The sequence below is a fragment of the Halorhabdus sp. SVX81 genome (genome assembly GCF_029207715.1).
In the GTDB taxonomy this organism is placed as follows: domain Archaea; phylum Halobacteriota; class Halobacteria; order Halobacteriales; family Haloarculaceae; genus Halorhabdus.
Window position 1 is genome coordinate 48,720 of the sequence record NZ_CP104322.1, and the last position, 15,952, is coordinate 64,671.

General features: G+C 61.1%; 11 protein-coding genes. 6 read left to right on the top strand and 5 right to left on the bottom strand.

The features are described from left to right. Positions 1-79 precede the first annotated feature (79 nt). The 5 genes from SVXhr_RS00210 to SVXhr_RS00230 are packed head-to-tail and all read left to right on the top strand — an operon-like array spanning position 80 to position 9,500. Positions 80-4,180: a PKD domain-containing protein gene (locus SVXhr_RS00210; RefSeq protein WP_275738386.1), complete on the top strand. Its 4,101-nt coding sequence runs from the start codon at positions 80-82 to the stop codon at positions 4,178-4,180. Positions 4,181-4,229: 49 nt separating this feature from the next. Further along, the gene (locus SVXhr_RS00215; RefSeq protein ID WP_275738388.1) at positions 4,230-7,580 is read left to right on the top strand and encodes a VWA domain-containing protein; all 3,351 of its coding nucleotides are present in this window, start codon (positions 4,230-4,232) and stop codon (positions 7,578-7,580) included. Positions 7,581-7,625: 45 nt separating this feature from the next. Continuing rightward, the gene (locus SVXhr_RS00220) at positions 7,626-8,333 is read left to right on the top strand and encodes a hypothetical protein (RefSeq protein ID WP_275738390.1); all 708 of its coding nucleotides are present in this window, start codon (positions 7,626-7,628) and stop codon (positions 8,331-8,333) included. 43 nt (positions 8,334-8,376) lie between these two features. Continuing rightward, a complete protein-coding gene (locus SVXhr_RS00225) occupies positions 8,377-8,742 on the top strand; it encodes a hypothetical protein (protein ID WP_275738392.1) in 366 nt (121 codons plus the stop codon). A gap of 41 nt (positions 8,743-8,783) precedes the next feature. After that, complete coding sequence (locus tag SVXhr_RS00230; protein WP_275738394.1) at positions 8,784-9,500, top strand: hypothetical protein; 717 nt, start codon at positions 8,784-8,786, stop codon at positions 9,498-9,500. Positions 9,501-9,608: 108 nt separating this feature from the next. On the opposite strand, the gene SVXhr_RS00235 is transcribed toward SVXhr_RS00230, so the two are convergent. Beyond that, positions 9,609-10,532, bottom strand: a complete 924-nt coding sequence (locus SVXhr_RS00235) for a sulfite exporter TauE/SafE family protein (RefSeq protein WP_275738395.1) — start codon at positions 10,530-10,532, stop codon at positions 9,609-9,611. A gap of 248 nt (positions 10,533-10,780) precedes the next feature. On the opposite strand from SVXhr_RS00235, the gene SVXhr_RS00240 reads away from it, so the two are divergent. After that, the gene (locus SVXhr_RS00240; protein WP_049941240.1) at positions 10,781-10,984 is read left to right on the top strand and encodes a hypothetical protein; all 204 of its coding nucleotides are present in this window, start codon (positions 10,781-10,783) and stop codon (positions 10,982-10,984) included. Here the strand turns inward: SVXhr_RS00240 and nadC are convergent. The 4 genes from nadC to SVXhr_RS00260 all read right to left on the bottom strand — a co-directional run bounded on the left by nadC (position 10,981) and on the right by SVXhr_RS00260 (position 15,741). Continuing rightward, positions 10,981-11,808 (bottom strand): carboxylating nicotinate-nucleotide diphosphorylase, encoded by an 828-nt coding sequence (gene nadC / locus SVXhr_RS00245; RefSeq protein WP_275738397.1) that lies wholly within the window; start codon positions 11,806-11,808, stop codon positions 10,981-10,983. The two genes, SVXhr_RS00240 and nadC, sit on opposite strands and share 4 nt — an antisense overlap. Beyond that, positions 11,805-13,331 (bottom strand): FAD-dependent oxidoreductase, encoded by a 1,527-nt coding sequence (locus SVXhr_RS00250; protein ID WP_275738399.1) that lies wholly within the window; start codon positions 13,329-13,331, stop codon positions 11,805-11,807. Before SVXhr_RS00250 ends, nadC begins: the two co-directional genes overlap by 4 nt. A gap of 2 nt (positions 13,332-13,333) precedes the next feature. Continuing rightward, a complete protein-coding gene (gene nadA, locus SVXhr_RS00255; protein ID WP_275738401.1) occupies positions 13,334-14,452 on the bottom strand; it encodes a quinolinate synthase NadA in 1,119 nt (372 codons plus the stop codon). Positions 14,453-14,607: 155 nt separating this feature from the next. Beyond that, positions 14,608-15,741: an inorganic phosphate transporter gene (locus SVXhr_RS00260; RefSeq protein ID WP_275740967.1), complete on the bottom strand. Its 1,134-nt coding sequence runs from the start codon at positions 15,739-15,741 to the stop codon at positions 14,608-14,610. Positions 15,742-15,952: the final 211 nt, after the last annotated feature.

Below are 15,952 nucleotides of genomic sequence, written 5' to 3' on the forward strand. Positions count from 1 at the left end.
ATGCGGGACGGCCGCATATTTAATCCTCGGTAATGTATATCAAAAAATATTTATAGGATGTTAATTTAACTCGACAGTTATGAAGCGGACTTGCCATTGGATCCTCGTCGTCCTCGTCACTCTTTCACTCGTCACAACGCCGGTGATCGGCGCGCTCAATGCTAACGGACCGAACGCGGCCGATGTATCGTCTCCTGCCGACTATCGGGCCCCCGGCGGCCCCACTGGCACACAGTCGGATGCGAGTGAGTCACCGGAAACACAGGTAGCCACGAACGGGTTTTTCGAGCGAGCAGCGGCGGCCTTGTACAACGGGTTGTTCGACCAAAATACGACACAGGTGGTTCACGGTGACGCTGGCGTTCGCGTGTCGTTTCCGGCGTCCGATTTTGACAGCGCGAACGTCACAATTACGTCCTACCCGGCCGACGGCGATCACTCTCTCCCCAGTGTCAGTCCGACCGTCCGGATCTCGACCCCGTACCGACTGGCCGGTAATCCGACGGTTTCGCTGCCGGTGTCCGATTCAGTGAACAGATCCGACTTCGATCACCTGGCGATCTATCGCTGGGATGCGAACGGGATGGCCCGCGGCTGGCACCCCGTCGAAACAGCGATCGACGGTCAGAACCGCCGTGCGAACGCGACCGTCTCCTCGCTCGGCCATTTCACCGTTCTGAACCAGACGGTCTGGAACGAATCAACCCGGGTTCGGCGACCTGACACGATCGCTCCCGAGGACCCATCGGGAATCTACGTCGGCACCGAAAACGGCACAGTCCGGAAAGTAACGACCGATAGCGGAGAGACGGTCTGGGCCCGATCGGTCGCCGGCGATGGCGAGACGACGATTGCGACCGATCCGGACGGGGCAATCTACGCTGCAACCAACGATACTGCGCTGGTCTCACAGTTCGACTGGGTGGATGGCTCCCGGAGCGGGCAGGTCGACTTCCAGCGGAAGGTTCACGCCCTCACGACCGAACTCCCCGGCAGCGTCATCGCAGCGGCAACCGGGGACCGCGGGGGCAACATCACCCTGGCCGATCTCGAAGACGGCTATCGGCCCTGGACGCTGATCCACTTCAGCAAGCACGCGTCCGATTATAACCTCGATGCCGTCACGGAGGGTGCTGGTGGTGGGCTCTATGCGGGACTCTATTTCGAAAGCCGACGCGAACCGACGCGACTGGTGCGGCTGAACAGGACGGTACTCGACGAGCCAACCCAGGAGGAGAAAAACGACAGCCGATTCACCCGCTGGGAGACGACGCTTACACCACGCTACATCAACGACCTCCAGCAGCGAGGCGACCGACTTTTCGTCGCCACTTCGACCGGCGTTCGCAGCGTCGACACCGGGACCGGTTCGACGCAGTGGTCGACGCCGATCGACGGGGGCGTCTCCAGCATCGCCGTCGGCCCGAACGGCACGGTGTATGCGACCAACACGACCGGTGCGGACACACCACCGATCTTACTCCAACTCGATCCTACGACGGGATCGATCGACGCTCGACGGACACTTCCGCTGCACGCGCAAGCGACGATTAGCGATCTGACGGTCGGGGCCAACGGAACGGTCTACGTAGGATCGGAAACCGGTGCCGTGTACGATCCAAACGGGGCACAGAACAGTACCGCCGGTGGGGCCGACACCGTGGAGTCGATCTCGCCGGCGCAGGTCCGCGCTGGGGGCAGTGAGAATTCACATCCTCGCAGCGAGTTCCCCCAGTCAGAAGCGAACGATAGTATCGGGACAGCATCCACTCTCAACGATGCAGACAGTCAGGGTTCGCTCTCGATCCAGGCGACACAGACCCGCATTACGCCGGAGGAGGACCTGACACTGCAGTTCTCCGCAGACGCCGAAACGCCCGCGACGATCGAAATCACAACGACGAGTGGACAGGTCCTGCTTCAGCAATCGGTGACGGCCACCACGCAGACCCAGCAACTCTCGGTTTCGGGGTTCTCGACCGGGGAATACGTCGCGACGATCGAAGCCGACGGGAGCGCGTTGAACGACTCGACGGAGACGATCACGGTCGCTGATTCCGCAGCGACCGGTCCGACCGACATCTCGGTACAAGCGGCCGATCACAACATAACGACCGACGAGCAACTCGTCCTGCAATTCGCTGCCGACCAGCAGACGGCCGCGACGCTTCGTCTCAACACCACTGACGGCAGGACACTTCTCAAGCGGTCCGTGACAGCGACGACACAGACAAGCCAGCTGTCCGTGCCGAATCTGAGTGCCGGGACGTACGTCGCGACGATCGAAGCGACATCGGCCAGTCTGAGCGATTCGACGGCACAAATTTCGGTTTCCAGTGCCGAGGACGGGGGCTCCACTGACCTCTCGGTGCAGGCCATCAACCGCTCCATTACGACTGAGGAGGCGCTCGTGGTAGAATACGCCGCCAGTCAGCAGACTGAGGCGCGTCTCACCCTTCGAACGGCCGACGGCCAGACGGTGCTTCAGCAGGCGGTGACTGCCAGCGACCAGCCGACGCGCCTCTCGATCCAGGACGTGACCGCTGGCGAGTACGTGACTGTCCTCGAGGCAATCGACGGCGACGGCCGTGCCACGACCGAGCCGATCACCGTCAGTCAGCCGGACGGTCCTGTGCCGACGGCGCTATCGCTTCGTGCGCTCCAGACGGACTTCACCACCGAGGAGAACCTGACAGTGGCGTTCAGCGCCGACGCGCCGACTGCAGGTCAGCTGCAGGTCGAAACCGGTCGCGGTCAGACGCTCGTGAACACGTCCGTGAGCGTGAGCGAACAGACCACCAGGCTCACGATTCCAGGCCTGGGTGCCGGTGAGTACGTTGCGACGCTCACCACCCAGCAGGGCAACCTGACTGCCAGGACGGACCGGATCACCATCGAGTCGGCCGGCGATCCCACGCTGAACGTCAGCGCTCAGCCCAACGAGTTCACCCGGAGCGAACCACTCGTCTTGGAAATCGAAACCAACGCCCAGCGCAACGTGACGGTCGACGTTCGGACCACGGATGGCGAGTCCGTCCACAACGCGACGGTGTCACATCCGGGCGGTGCGTTGACGTTCCGGCTGGCGAGTATCCCGGCGGGGACCTACGACGTAGTCGCCCATGCCAGGGACGCCAATCTGACGGCGCGGACTGATCCGGTTACGATCCAGGTGGTCAATCCGCAGGTCTCGGTACAGCCCTCGACCGCCCGGATCGGCGAGGCGATTTCGCTCACCGCGATGACCAACGAGTCCGGACGGACAGGATCGATCGCGGAGACACAGTGGGAATTCGGTGACGGCACTACCGAGACCGCGGCTGGGGCGGACGTGTCTCACGCCTACGCCGAACCGGGCGAATACGAGGTCAGCGTGACGATCGTCGATTCCTTCGGCGATGGCGAGGAGTATACGGTCACTGAGCGTGTGTTGGTTGGGAACGATTCCGACTTCACTGAGTCGAAAGGGACGGTTACGGCGATTTCGCCTAATGGGACACTCAGGTGGCAACACGAGACCGATGCCGGTGTCACTGGGCTCGCGGAGACGACCGGCGTCGCGCCGGCGACCAACCCCGAGGGGGAGACGACGCCGATCTGGTCGATCGACGTGCCGGCGGACAACCGGACGGAGATCGCCGCCGCAGTTCGCGTATCCGGAGCCGAAAACGCGTCCGGGACGCTTCATGCATACAACGACGACCGAACCCGTCGGGTGCCGTTCAATCAAAGCACCTGGACGACCGTGCGGCTCCCCGTGACGGAATTCGCCGGCGAGGAACTCACGCTGAGCGTCCGTGGTTCGGGGGACGCCCAAGCGGAACTGACGGCCGTTCGCCTGCTCAGACACGACGACGGGGATAGGCTACCCAACTACATCGAGCGAGCATCGTTCGCACTGCCGATCGGTCAGGGGACGGAATTCTCGCTGGACCCAACAAGGAACGATACTGACGGCGACGGCGTCCCCGATCACCGGGAGGTCTATTTCCTGCCGGCGAACGGCTCGGCCCTCGGCCAGTCGATGGAGATCGTCCGGGCGGTCAGCGACCCGACGAGCGTCGACACGGACGACGACGGGCTCACCGACATCGAGGAGCGGCGCTATCCGTGGACCAATCCCCATTCTGTCCGACACCGATTGGGATGGCGTCTCAGATCCGAACGAGGACATCGATGACGACGGGCTCTCGATCGCTGCGGAAATCGAGAACGGAACCTCCCCGATGATGGCCGATACCGACCAGGACGGGCTCTCTGATCGCGAAGAAATTGTCACCCACGGGAGCGATCCCACTGACGCTGATACCGATAGTGACGGCCTCTCGGACGCGGACGAACTCGACCTGCCGACGGAGTTTGACAACCCCGACACGGACGACGACGGAACCCTGGACGGCAACGAGACGTTCTCGACGACGGCCGCAAACGAGCGCCTGGATGTCGCGGTCGAGCTAACTGGTCAGGGAAACCTCGCGAAGGGGGTAACCATCGAGAATCAGACGGCCAACTTCGCACAGGGCGATCGGATCGGGAACATGAGCGTCTCCGATATCGTCGAAATTGAGTCCGACCGCGAGTTCGAGTCGGCGAACGTCACATTCTCGTACAACGACTCGCTCGGGCCGGCTGAAAACGAGTCGGACCTCATGGTGGTCACGTACGATCCCGAAAAGCAACTGTACGTTCCGTTGAACTCGACGCTCGATCCCGAGAACAACACCATCAGCGCCGAAACTGAACACTTCTCGACGTTCGCCGTCTTCTCCATTTCCAACTGGGTCGCGGACGTCACCGCACACGAAGTACCGGAACGCGGTGACGCCGGCGCTGCCCAGCCGGTGGACGTCGTGTTCATCATCGACTCCTCGGGATCGATGGGTAGAAACGACCCCAACAACTTCCGCAAGCAGGCCGCAACCGAGTTCGTCGGCGGACTTATCGAGGGGGACCGTGCTAGCGTCGTAGACTTCGACGGCTCCGCACACGTCGCCCAGGGACTCACGACGAACTTCAGCACGGTCAACTCGAGCATTCGGAGCCTCGACGCCTTTGGTGGCACGAACATCGGGAACGGCATTTCCCAGGCGAACCAGCACTTCGCCTCAGCGGGCAATGACTCACGGGCGCAAGTCGCGATCCTTCTGACGGACGGTCGGGGATCAGGCGGTCGTTCGCAGGCACAGACGGCCGCCGACCGGAACATCACCCTTCACACGATCGGATTTGGCGGCGCTAACGGAAACAAACTCTCCGATATCGCAGACATAACCAATGGAACGTACCACTACGTGGATAGCGCCGCGGATCTGCCGAACGTCTTCTCGCGTGTTGCCGGTGAACTCCCGACGGACACTGACGGCGATGGCCTGCCGGACGTGGCCGAGACGGAGGGGATTCCGATCGGCCACGCCCACGGCGAGTATCAAACGGTCGAGACCAATCCGACCAAACCGGATACGGACGATGATGGGGTCGGAGACGGGACGGAAGTCGGCTCTCTCATCTCGGAGAACGTGACGGTCTCTACCGTCCCTGCGGGCGGAGGACACGTCAGTTATGGAACGACGAAAGAGGTTCACGTCGAATATCGGAAACTTAACAGTGATCCGACAAAGGCCGATACAGACGGCGACGGGTTGACGGACTTCGAAGAGCGCGAGGGATGGAAAATCCACGTTACCGATTCCAGAGAGCAAACGATTCAACTCTTTGAAACCCTCTCAGATGTCGATAGTGGTTCGGAACTCACGAACCTCGAGGATTATTACAGGATTGAGAACGTTTCGTCGGATCCGCTCGTCAAAGACACGAGCAATAATGGGCTGACAGATCTGGAAGAACGACGGCTAGGCACTGATCCGCGATCGACGGACACAACCGGTGACGGAATCGAAGATCACCGGGCAGTCGGAGTCAGTGCAGATCCGACACTATACGACGCGAGACCACCGGAAATCGAAGTTCCGTATTCGTGGTGGAACAAACCGGCCTTTAGTTTCGACACCCATTACGATCTTCAGTTCAGGGCCGAAGACCCGGCAGGCCTGGGGACTGGCAGAGTGTTGCTTGCTGGGGAAGAACAGAAACGTCACTCCCTCGAGGGACAGAGCGATTATGCTAACAGCGAGTTCACGACTGGCTTCTTCGATACGGTCACTGACACCTACTCAGGAACGTCGGTTACGGTTGCCGTTTCGGACGTGAACGGAAACACCGGCCGCTCGCTTGCCATTCAACGACACGATATCTTCGGCGAAGTCGCCTCAAAACTCGCCGAGGAGGGCGTTATCGGTCGAGAGCAGATTAAATCTCTCGGCACGCTATCCGGCTTCTCGACAGGCGCTGTCGAGACTGCCGAGATGATAAGAGGGTTCCTCAGTGATCCGGTCGGCTACGTCAGTGCGATCGGCGATGTCATCGCCCAACTCGACAATCTGGACGAGATCATCCGACAACTTCCAGCGTCGATCGACGCCCAGCAGGATCGGAACAATCCCTACAAAGACGGTACTGGTGCCTACGCAGCGTATCGAATGGGCTGGTACGAGGGCTACATCGGGTACATGGTGCTGGAATCGGCCCTCCCTGCCGGCGAACTTGGAAGAGCCGCCAAGAGCTCTAATACGCTCCAGAAAACGGTCAAGACGCTCGATAAGACGGGGAATCTTCGGACGGCCGCCAAGTACACGGCGAAAGCTGCCGACACGGCGTATGCTCCGGTTCGGTATACGAGCAACCAGTTGTCACGAGGGCTGGCAGCGTCGAAAGGACTGGCGTCAGATGGTGCCCATCGATTGCTTGCCGGAGCCAAGACGGCCGGCCAGAAAATCAGGCAAGCCCAGCTCGTCGAGATGCTTGATCGGAAACAGCTACAGCGACTCTCACCGGACGAACAGCGAGCGGTCGGATCGATTCTCGCCGAAGGCGGTGAGAGTGCTGGCCGAGCGATGGCTGAGGGTGGTCCGGGTCCGTTCGCGCGGTTACACAGAATCGGTGACGACATCGACGGGGTCAACTCGGAGGACCTAGCGGATGCTTTTGGACACGCCTCTAATCAGGGCGTTGATATGAGCCGAATCGAACGGCTGGTTGATGACCTCGATACGTTGCAGCGCGCCGACGTGGATGGGCTGGACGGCCTTGCGACACGACTCTCGACTGAGGGAACGATTGATAATTTCAAGAACCTCGCCTACGAAGCGGATGTCGCTGCGACACTCCAGCGGCAAGGTGACGACGTGTTGGAAGTGGGTAAAGACGTGAAGACGGCTGACGGTTCAACGGAGATAGATGTCCAGATGAAAAGTGGATCGACCATCGAAGTCAAGAACGGAGATTTGACAACGGATTACAAGACCCAACTCGAAAGACAGCTCAAATATCGTGGGGAGAATAGCCTCTCCGGGAACCACTACGTCAAAGTCAGCGGCGAAATCACTGATGAGATGGAATCATTCATAAATAGCAATAACATCAGAGTATTTGAAGGTAATGCACTTGGCGGAACAATCAGGACCGATTTGATAACCAGTCACGCGGTTCAATTGACGGAATCAATCAGAAATACTCCTGCCTGAGGACATCTACATAGAGAACTTACAAAACCACGACCAATTATAATAATGCCAGTTATTGACCCAGATCTATATAAATTCATCATTCCTTATTCAGATAGAGTTCCAGCAGAAGCTATTCGTGAAGCGCTTGAGTGTGGATTTGATGGCATCTGGTCAACTTCTTTCGATGGAGGAATAGACGAGTGTTCGTATCACGACAAAATATCTGATCCACAGCGGTATCCAACTGAACGTGCTCTCGATAAATTCATTTCAAGCTCCGATGGATACTTGAATATCTATACCGAACACACTGATTTCCTTCTCAGAAATAGATCATTTTACGATTGGGGTCTGCCAGAGATTGAAGGTATCGGGCTTTTTTGGTATCGAGTCCATTTTCGAGATGTCCTGTCTCCGGACGAAGATGGGACAGCCGTCCTGAATGAGGTCATTGAGTCGGTCACGCACGTCTACAAACACTTTCCATCACCGTTCGCGTTCTCGCAACTCCCGTATCAACACGAACACGAGAAGACAGTGACAAAACAGCACCTCGAGAAACCAGAACTCCCGGATGTTTATTGGCTGATGATACTCTCACCGCCGATTTGCGAGGATATCGGGCGAGAGCGCTTGCAATCCGCACCCGTTTGGCGTGTTGATACGCTCTCTGATGGAAGTATGCGCCTCGTCGCATCCGGTGACGGACTCAAATACCGTCCTGAAGACAAGCAAGAGCTCCGTGACCATCTCGGTATTCCGCGTGACTGACCACTCGACGATCCTATAACGTGGCTGTGAAGCAGAAGTCGCTGTGACACTCCAGCGGCAAGGTGACGACGTGGTGCGAGTTGGTAAGAACGTGAAGACGGCCGACGGACCCACGGAGATTGATATCCAGATGAAAAGTGGCTCTACCATCGAAGTCAAGAACGGGAAATTGGATAGTATTAAAGACATTGATGAACAAATCGAGACACAACTAATGTACCGACGAGAAAACAGTCTATCAGGCAACCACTACATCAAAGCCGGAGGTGAAATAACTGAAGAAGTGCGAACATGGTTGGAAAAGAAAAACGTTCGCATCCTTAATGACAACTCAAATAAATATAGTATAAGCACGCTGGAATCCGCTGATAGAGTCAGTCCTGCTCTGCAAGTTGCCATTGGCGTCTGAACTGTTCAGAAGTGTTCTCCGTACTAACACAAGAGTCAACTATGATGGATTATTCACATGATTTTGACTTTTTCAGATTAATCGTGCCGTGCAATCTCGATAGACAGTCTGAGGCTGTAAGAGAAGCCATCAAGAGTGGTCTGCAACAGGACTGGGGTACGTCCTGGGAAGGTGGTAGCGATGACTGTATCTACTTAGGATCTCTGAATGATCATCGTCACGAGAGATACCAGACGACCCAGGCTATTGATTATCTTCTGGAGAATAGAGAAGGGTCGATAACGCTATTTGTGGCGGACACATCGTTCACCATCACTGTGAATGATGCGTTTTCTGACATACTGCCCGTGGAAGTTGGCGGCGTCAAACTAACTTGGGAGCGGGCGAACTTCCGTGATATTCTGTTGGAAGAAACTGACGAAAAATATAAAGTAGAAGGAGTAATCAATACAGTCCGGAGGTTCTACGAGCACGTTCAGCCGCCGTTTGCGTTCTCCCAACTTCCCTATGAGTGGGAATACGAGGTCAAAGTCACGCAGCAACACCTCGATACGCCGGAACTTCCCGACATCTACTGGCTGGTGTTTCTGTCGCCAGAACTCTGCGAGGACATTGGGCGGTCTAGAGTGCGCTCAGCGCCGGTTTGGAAAGTCGAAGACTTGGCTGATGGTGGACTTGGATTGGTAGCGACCAATAATCTCCGCTATTCCAGGGAGCACAAACAACGACTACGTGCATATCTCGGTATTTCACCGTAACACCGCCAGAAAGCGATACTGTCACGAATCAGCAACTGAAGAACGCCCTCAACAGATCGAGCAATCCCCCTCACGGCGAAAAGCGCCCTTCGTCCCGAGGAACCATGCCTAGAGAAATAGCGCCGGGATCGTCTGCCGGAAGATGTTCAGCGAGATCACAAACAGCAGCGCGATCACGAACCAGTTGAACCGCCGCTCGTCGATCTCCAGCCGCCGGAGGTAGGTTCCGACGAACAACCCGACGAGCGTCACGACGGCGATGACCGACCCCAGCCACAGTCTGTAGGGTGTCATCAGGTCCGTGAACAGGGCCATCTGGACGATCCGGACGGTGAAGATCGCCCCCAGCACCATCGAGAGCCCGCCGATGTAGCGCTCCGTGTCGCGCTCGAAGGTGTGGAAGTAGGCAGGCAGCAGCGGCCCGAGGTTCGCCACCGCCAGCAGGAACCCTTCCAGCGCGCCGGCGACGCTCATCGCCACGGGATGGTGGGCCTTCTCGACGGTCACGAAGCCCTGGCCGAGCTGGAAGAGCACGTACCCGAAGACGACGAGGCCGATCAGGAACGGCACGAGCGGGCCGGTCTCGACCGCGTCGAGGACGGCCACGCCGACGACTGCACCGATGATTGCCAGCACGAGCAGGACCCACTCCTCGCGGATGAAGGTCATGCCAGTGTCAGTCTCGCCGACCTGGAACATGTTGAGCATCCACGGCGGGATCGCCAGCACGACGACCGCGAGCGTCGGGTCGATCACCGACGCGAAGATGGGCGTCGCGATCAGCGCGTAGCCGAAGCCGATCATGCCCTTGATCGCGCCGGCGAGGATCGCGACGCCGACGAAGAGGGCCAGGATCTCCGCCGAAACGTCGGACTGCAGCCCGCTGGTCATCCCCTCGACGCCGGGGAAGAAGACGACCGACCCGGCGATGACCGACAGCGTCGCCAGTGCCATCGTCACCTCCCGGTACCGGAAGGCCCGGAGATGTTCGAGAAACGCTACCGGATCGACGTGCGACTCGTTCGTCCCCATCGGTCAGTACTTCGATTACTGCCGGCGGCCGGATGGGGCTTGAGACGACGGAAAGGCCGACACCAGAGACCGGTCACCCGGATTTGCGGGAATCCGGGGTGATTGCCCCTCTCCGGCCCGTATACAACTAATTGCTCGATCAACCCCGATCATAGAAACAGGAGAAATATGCCGAAAACGGCCGGGGGTGGACGGTCCTGCCAGCCGGATGCGGGGGCGTTTTGGTGGTGGCCGTCGAAGTCTCCGGTATGTCCGACGACGAGCCTGCTGTCCCGATCGTCTGTGACGAGTGTGAGACCACCGCCGAGATCCCGCTGTCGGATCTCGCCGACCAACTCGACGCACACAACGAACGGATGCACGACGGCGAGTCAGTCGCGGAGGTCGATCCCGACGTGGCCGACCAGCTCGCGGACCTGATCGCCGACGAACTCGGCCTGCTTGAGGGCTAGTCAGTCGTTGCCGTCCGAAACGACAGATCCAGTGCGTCGGCGGAGTGCGTCAGCGATCCCATCGAGATCACGTCGACACCAGTCTTCGCGTATGCGGGCACCGTCTCGATCGTGATGCCGCCGCTGGCCTCCGTGAGCACGTCGTCGTGGCCGTTCGTGGCGAGTAGCTCGACAGCCTGCTCGCAGTCACCGGGCGACATATTGTCCAGCAGGACGATGTCGGCCCCGGCGTCGGCGGCCCGCGGGGCGTCTTCCGGCATCTCGACTTCGACTTCCACCTGCGTCGCGAAGGAGGTCCGTTCCGCGACGTGTTCGACTGCGCCTTCCAGCCCCATCTCGGCGACGTGGTTGTCCTTGACCATCGCCATGTGCGAGAGGTCCAGCCGGTGAGTGTCACCGCCACCGGCGACGACCGCACGCTTCTCGACCCCCCGCAGGCCGGGCGTCGTCTTCCGGGTCCCGGCGATGGCCACGTCGTCGCTCACTTCTCGGGCAACGTCGACTGCCTTGCGGGTCTTGGTCGCGATCCCCGCGGCGTGGGCGGCGACGTTGACCGCCGGTCGCTCGCCGCGGAGGACATCCCGGGTCGGCCCGGCGACGGAAAGCAGCACGTCACCCGATTCTATCGGCGTTCCGTCGTCGACGGCCGATTCGACCGCACAGTCCAGATACGCGAAGACGGCGGTCGCGGCGTCGATTCCGGCCGCGATACCCCTTTCTTTCGCGACGAGTCGGCCCCCGGTATCGCCGGGCAGGTGGTTGGTCACGTCGTGGTGGCCGACGTCCTCGCGAAGCCACTGCTCGACCTGTCCGTCGGTGATCATGGCGTCTCGACGGTCGCCTCGTCGTCGGTTGTCGTCTCGTCGTCGGAGACGAGATTGTGCGTGCCGACGCTCTCGTCGTTTGCGGCGGCAGCGCGGGCGATCAGCAGCGCGACGACACTCGCGTTCCGGAGTTCGTACAGCGACCGGGACGTCCGCGTTCGGACGTAGGCGTCGACCTCGCCCTTGAGTCGCCGGAGGACTCCGAGCGCTCGCTCCAATTCGTCGGGATCGCGCTCGATGCCGACGTACTCGCCCATCACGCGCCGGAGTCGCGTGAACTTCTCGCGGGCGAAGGAGTCGGGGAGCGCCGGATCGCGGTCGTCCAGGTCGGGGACGTCCATCGGCGCAGGGTCGCGACCGGGCGCATCCTCACCGGCCCGGAGTCCCCAGACCAGCCCTTCGAGCAGGCTGGTGCTCGCCAGACGGTTGGCCCCGTGGACGCCAGTGTGGGCACACTCGCCGACGGCGTAGAGCCGGTCCAGCGAGGTCCGGCCCCACTCGTCGACAGAGACTCCACCACAGAGGAAGTGCTGGGCGGGCCTGACGGGGATCCCCGATTCCCAGTCGATCCCACGCTGCTCGCACTGCTCGACGAGGTCCGGGAACCGCTCTTCGAAGTCGATGTCCGAAACGTCGAGGAACACCTCGCCGCTGACTTCGCGTTCGTTTTTCACCGCCCGCGCGACGACGTCCCGCGGCGCGAGTTCGGCCTCGTCGTCGTAGGCGGGCATGAACCGTTCGCCGTAGGCGTTCCGGAGGGTTGCGCCCTCGCCGCGGACGGCCTCGCTGATGAGCAGCGTCCCGCTGTCGTCGACGTGGGCCGTCGGGTGGAACTGGACGAACTCCATGTCGTCGATGTCTGCGCCGGCCAGTGCTGCCATCGCGATCCCGTCGCCGGTCGATCCCGCGGGATTGGTCGAGTCGGGATAGAGGTCGCCGACGCCGCCGGTCGCCAGCACGGTCGCGCCGGCGAAGGTGGGCCACACCTCGCCGCCGGATTCGAGGTACGCACCGCGGACCTCGCCCTCGTGGGTGATGAGGTCCAGCGCGGCGGTGTCGTCGAGTACCTGGATGTCCGGGTGGTCGTCGACGAACGAGAGGAACCGTTCGAGGACGTACGAACCGGTCGAGGCGTCGACGTGGAGGATGCGGTCCTCCTCGTGGGCCGCCTCTTTCCCGAAATCGAAGTCCTCACCGTCACTGTCGGCCACGTCGAATGGGACCGACAGCGTCTCGACGAGGACATCCCGGACGGCCTCGTTGGCGTTCTCGACCAGGACGTCCGCTGCCTCAGGATCGGCGGTGCCGGCGGATGCGTCGACGATGTCCTGTTTGAACTGCGCGGGGTCGTCCCGCGAGATGGCGATGCCGCCCTGGGCCCACCACGTCGAGGCGTCCTCGGGCCGGCGGGCCTTCGTCGCGAGCGTCACTTCGGCGTCTTCCCGAACTGCTGCTAGTGCGGCCGCACAGCCCGCGATGCCACCGCCGACTATAAGGGTCTCCGTGGATTCTGCTTCCGTCATGGTTAGAGTTCGAGCATCCGGTCGAGTGCGGTTGCCGCGCGATCCGCCGTCGCCGGGTCCACGTTGATGACGTTCTGCTCGCGACCCTCCACGAGTTCTTCGAGCACCCACAGCAGGTAGTTGGGGTCGATCTGGCGCATCGCGTTGCAGTCCATGCACGCGTCGCCACACAACGGGACGACCTCGACATCGGGATGCCACCGATCGAGGTGGTTGGCGAGGTGGATCTCGGTCCCGATTGCCCAGGTCTCACCGGGATCCGCGTTCTCGACTGCCTGTGTGATGTCGGCCGTCGAGCCGACGCAATCCGCGGCTTCGACGACGTCGCGGCGACACTCGGGGTGGACGATCACGTTCGCGTCTGGATGGTCCTCTCGAACCTCCTCGACGTGGTCGGCCCGGAAGCGCTCGTGGACCTGGCAGTACCCCTCCCAGAGGATGACGTCGTTGTCCCGGATCGCCTCGGGGTCGGTGTCGTCGGCCCAGGGGTCCCAGACGAGCGTGTCGTCTTCCATTCCGAGGTCGTGGGCGGTGTTGGTCCCGAGGTGTTTGTCGGGCAGGAACAGCACCTTGTCACCGCGCTCGAAGGCCCACTCGAAGGCGTCGGCGGCGTTCGAGGAGGTGCAGACCAGCCCGCCGTGTTCGGCACAGAAGGCCTTGAGGTCCGCATACGAGTTCATATAGCAGATCGGGATCACGTCGTCGTCGGTCGCCGCCGTGAGCTTTGCCCACGCCGAATCGACCTGGAGCGCCTCCGCCATCCCGGCCATCGGACACGAAGCCTCCATGCTCGGGAGGATGACCTGCTGGTCGTCGTCGGTGATGATATCGGCCGACTCGGCCATGAACGTCACGCCGCCGAAGATGACGTACTCGGCGTCGGAGTTGGCGGCCTCCTTGCTTAGCTGGTAAGAGTCGCCGATGAAGTCGGCGTGTTCGACGATCTCCCGCCGCTGGTAGTTGTGGCCCAGAATGACGACGTCGTCGCCGAGTTCCGCCAGCGCCGTGTCGATCCGTTGCTCCCGCTTCCCGGCGTCGAGATCCCGATAGGCCGGGGGCAACTGTGACAGATTGTCGTATTTGAACAGGCTGAGATCCGTGTCCAGATCAGCCGTTTGCATGTCGGGCACAGTGGGTCACCGTGTATTTCGTCCCTTCAGTACCGCATATTGAAAAACATTTGTATTCAAAAGTCGGATAGGATCGAGATATTATGCAGTAATTGCCGGAACAGGGACGAACGATGTATCGGACGGCCCGACGGGCTGTCGCTGGGTCACTCCATGCCAAGCGTTGTCGAGAACACCCAATAGAGGCCGTAGCCGACGCCGACCGAACTCGCGAGCGTGAGCAGCCAGAAGGTCACGGTGACGCCGATCTTCCGTCGGGAGACGCCCGCCGAGCCCGCAGCAAGCCCGCCGCCGATCACCCCCGAGATGACGATATTGTTGAACGAGATGGGGATACCGAGTGCGATCGCCACCTGGGCGATGATGAATCCAGGGACCAGAGCGGCGATCGACCGGCGCGCGCCGAGCTGGGCGTACTCTCTGGAGGTGGCTTGCAGGAGCCGCGGGGCACCCATCCACGCACCGGCCAGGATCCCGACCGCGCCGATTCCCAGCAGAACGAGCGTCGGCAGTTCAAGCCTGGTGACGAACAGCGTCTCCAGCGGCCCGGTCGCGAGACCGACCTGGCTGCCGCCGGAGGAAAAGGCGACCACGCTACCGAGCGCCACGAGGAACGTGCGAATCCCTTGCTCGGCCGAGGCCTGTGTCCGCCGTCGGATCGCCAGGAACCCGAGCGCAGCCAAGGCAACGGTGACCGCCGCCCGGACCAGCGGGTCTGGCAAGCCGACGGTCGACGACGCAAACCCGGCCAGCGAGTTCTGGGCGGCCTCGCCCGGGATGATCCCCAATTCGATGTTCGCGATGATGCCGGAGACGACGGCCGCGAGCAGCGGGACACCGACCGTTTCGGGGATGTCGTCCCGCCGGAGGATCGTCGCGGTCCCGTAGGCGAGTCCACCTGAAACGGGGGGCACGAGTACCCAGAACAGCCCGAGTTGCTGGTACTTCGCGATGGCGGGGTCGCCACCTAGCGAGAGCCCCACGCCGACCATCGCCCCGGTGGTGGCGAAGGCAGCCGGGACTGGATATCCGGAGTAGACGCCGAAGGCCATGAACGCCGCCGCGGTGAGGAGCCCCGCCGTCGCCGCCAGCGGCGTGATCTGGGTGTTCAGGATGAGATCTCGGCCGACGGTCTCCGAGATCGAGCCGCCCTGTAAAAGTGCACCGAGGGCTGCGAGGATGCCGACCAGGAAGGCGGCCCGCATCGTCGAGATGGCACCGGCTCCGATGGCCGGCGCAAAGGGCGGCGAGTTCGAGTTGGCCCCCAGCGCCCAGGCCATCACGAGACAGGTTAGCGTCGCCAGGATCGCGAGCAGCCAGAACGTCACCGCCACGGATGGACCACCTCGCGCCCGGGACCTCCCGGTTCACATATTGTTTTCATGTTGACATCGGATATCGAAAGTTCGACACACGAACGGGTAAGCATTGTGCCGCCCACCGGGAACGGCCGGGCTATCAGTGACTCACTGTCCTTTTCACCGGACGGGC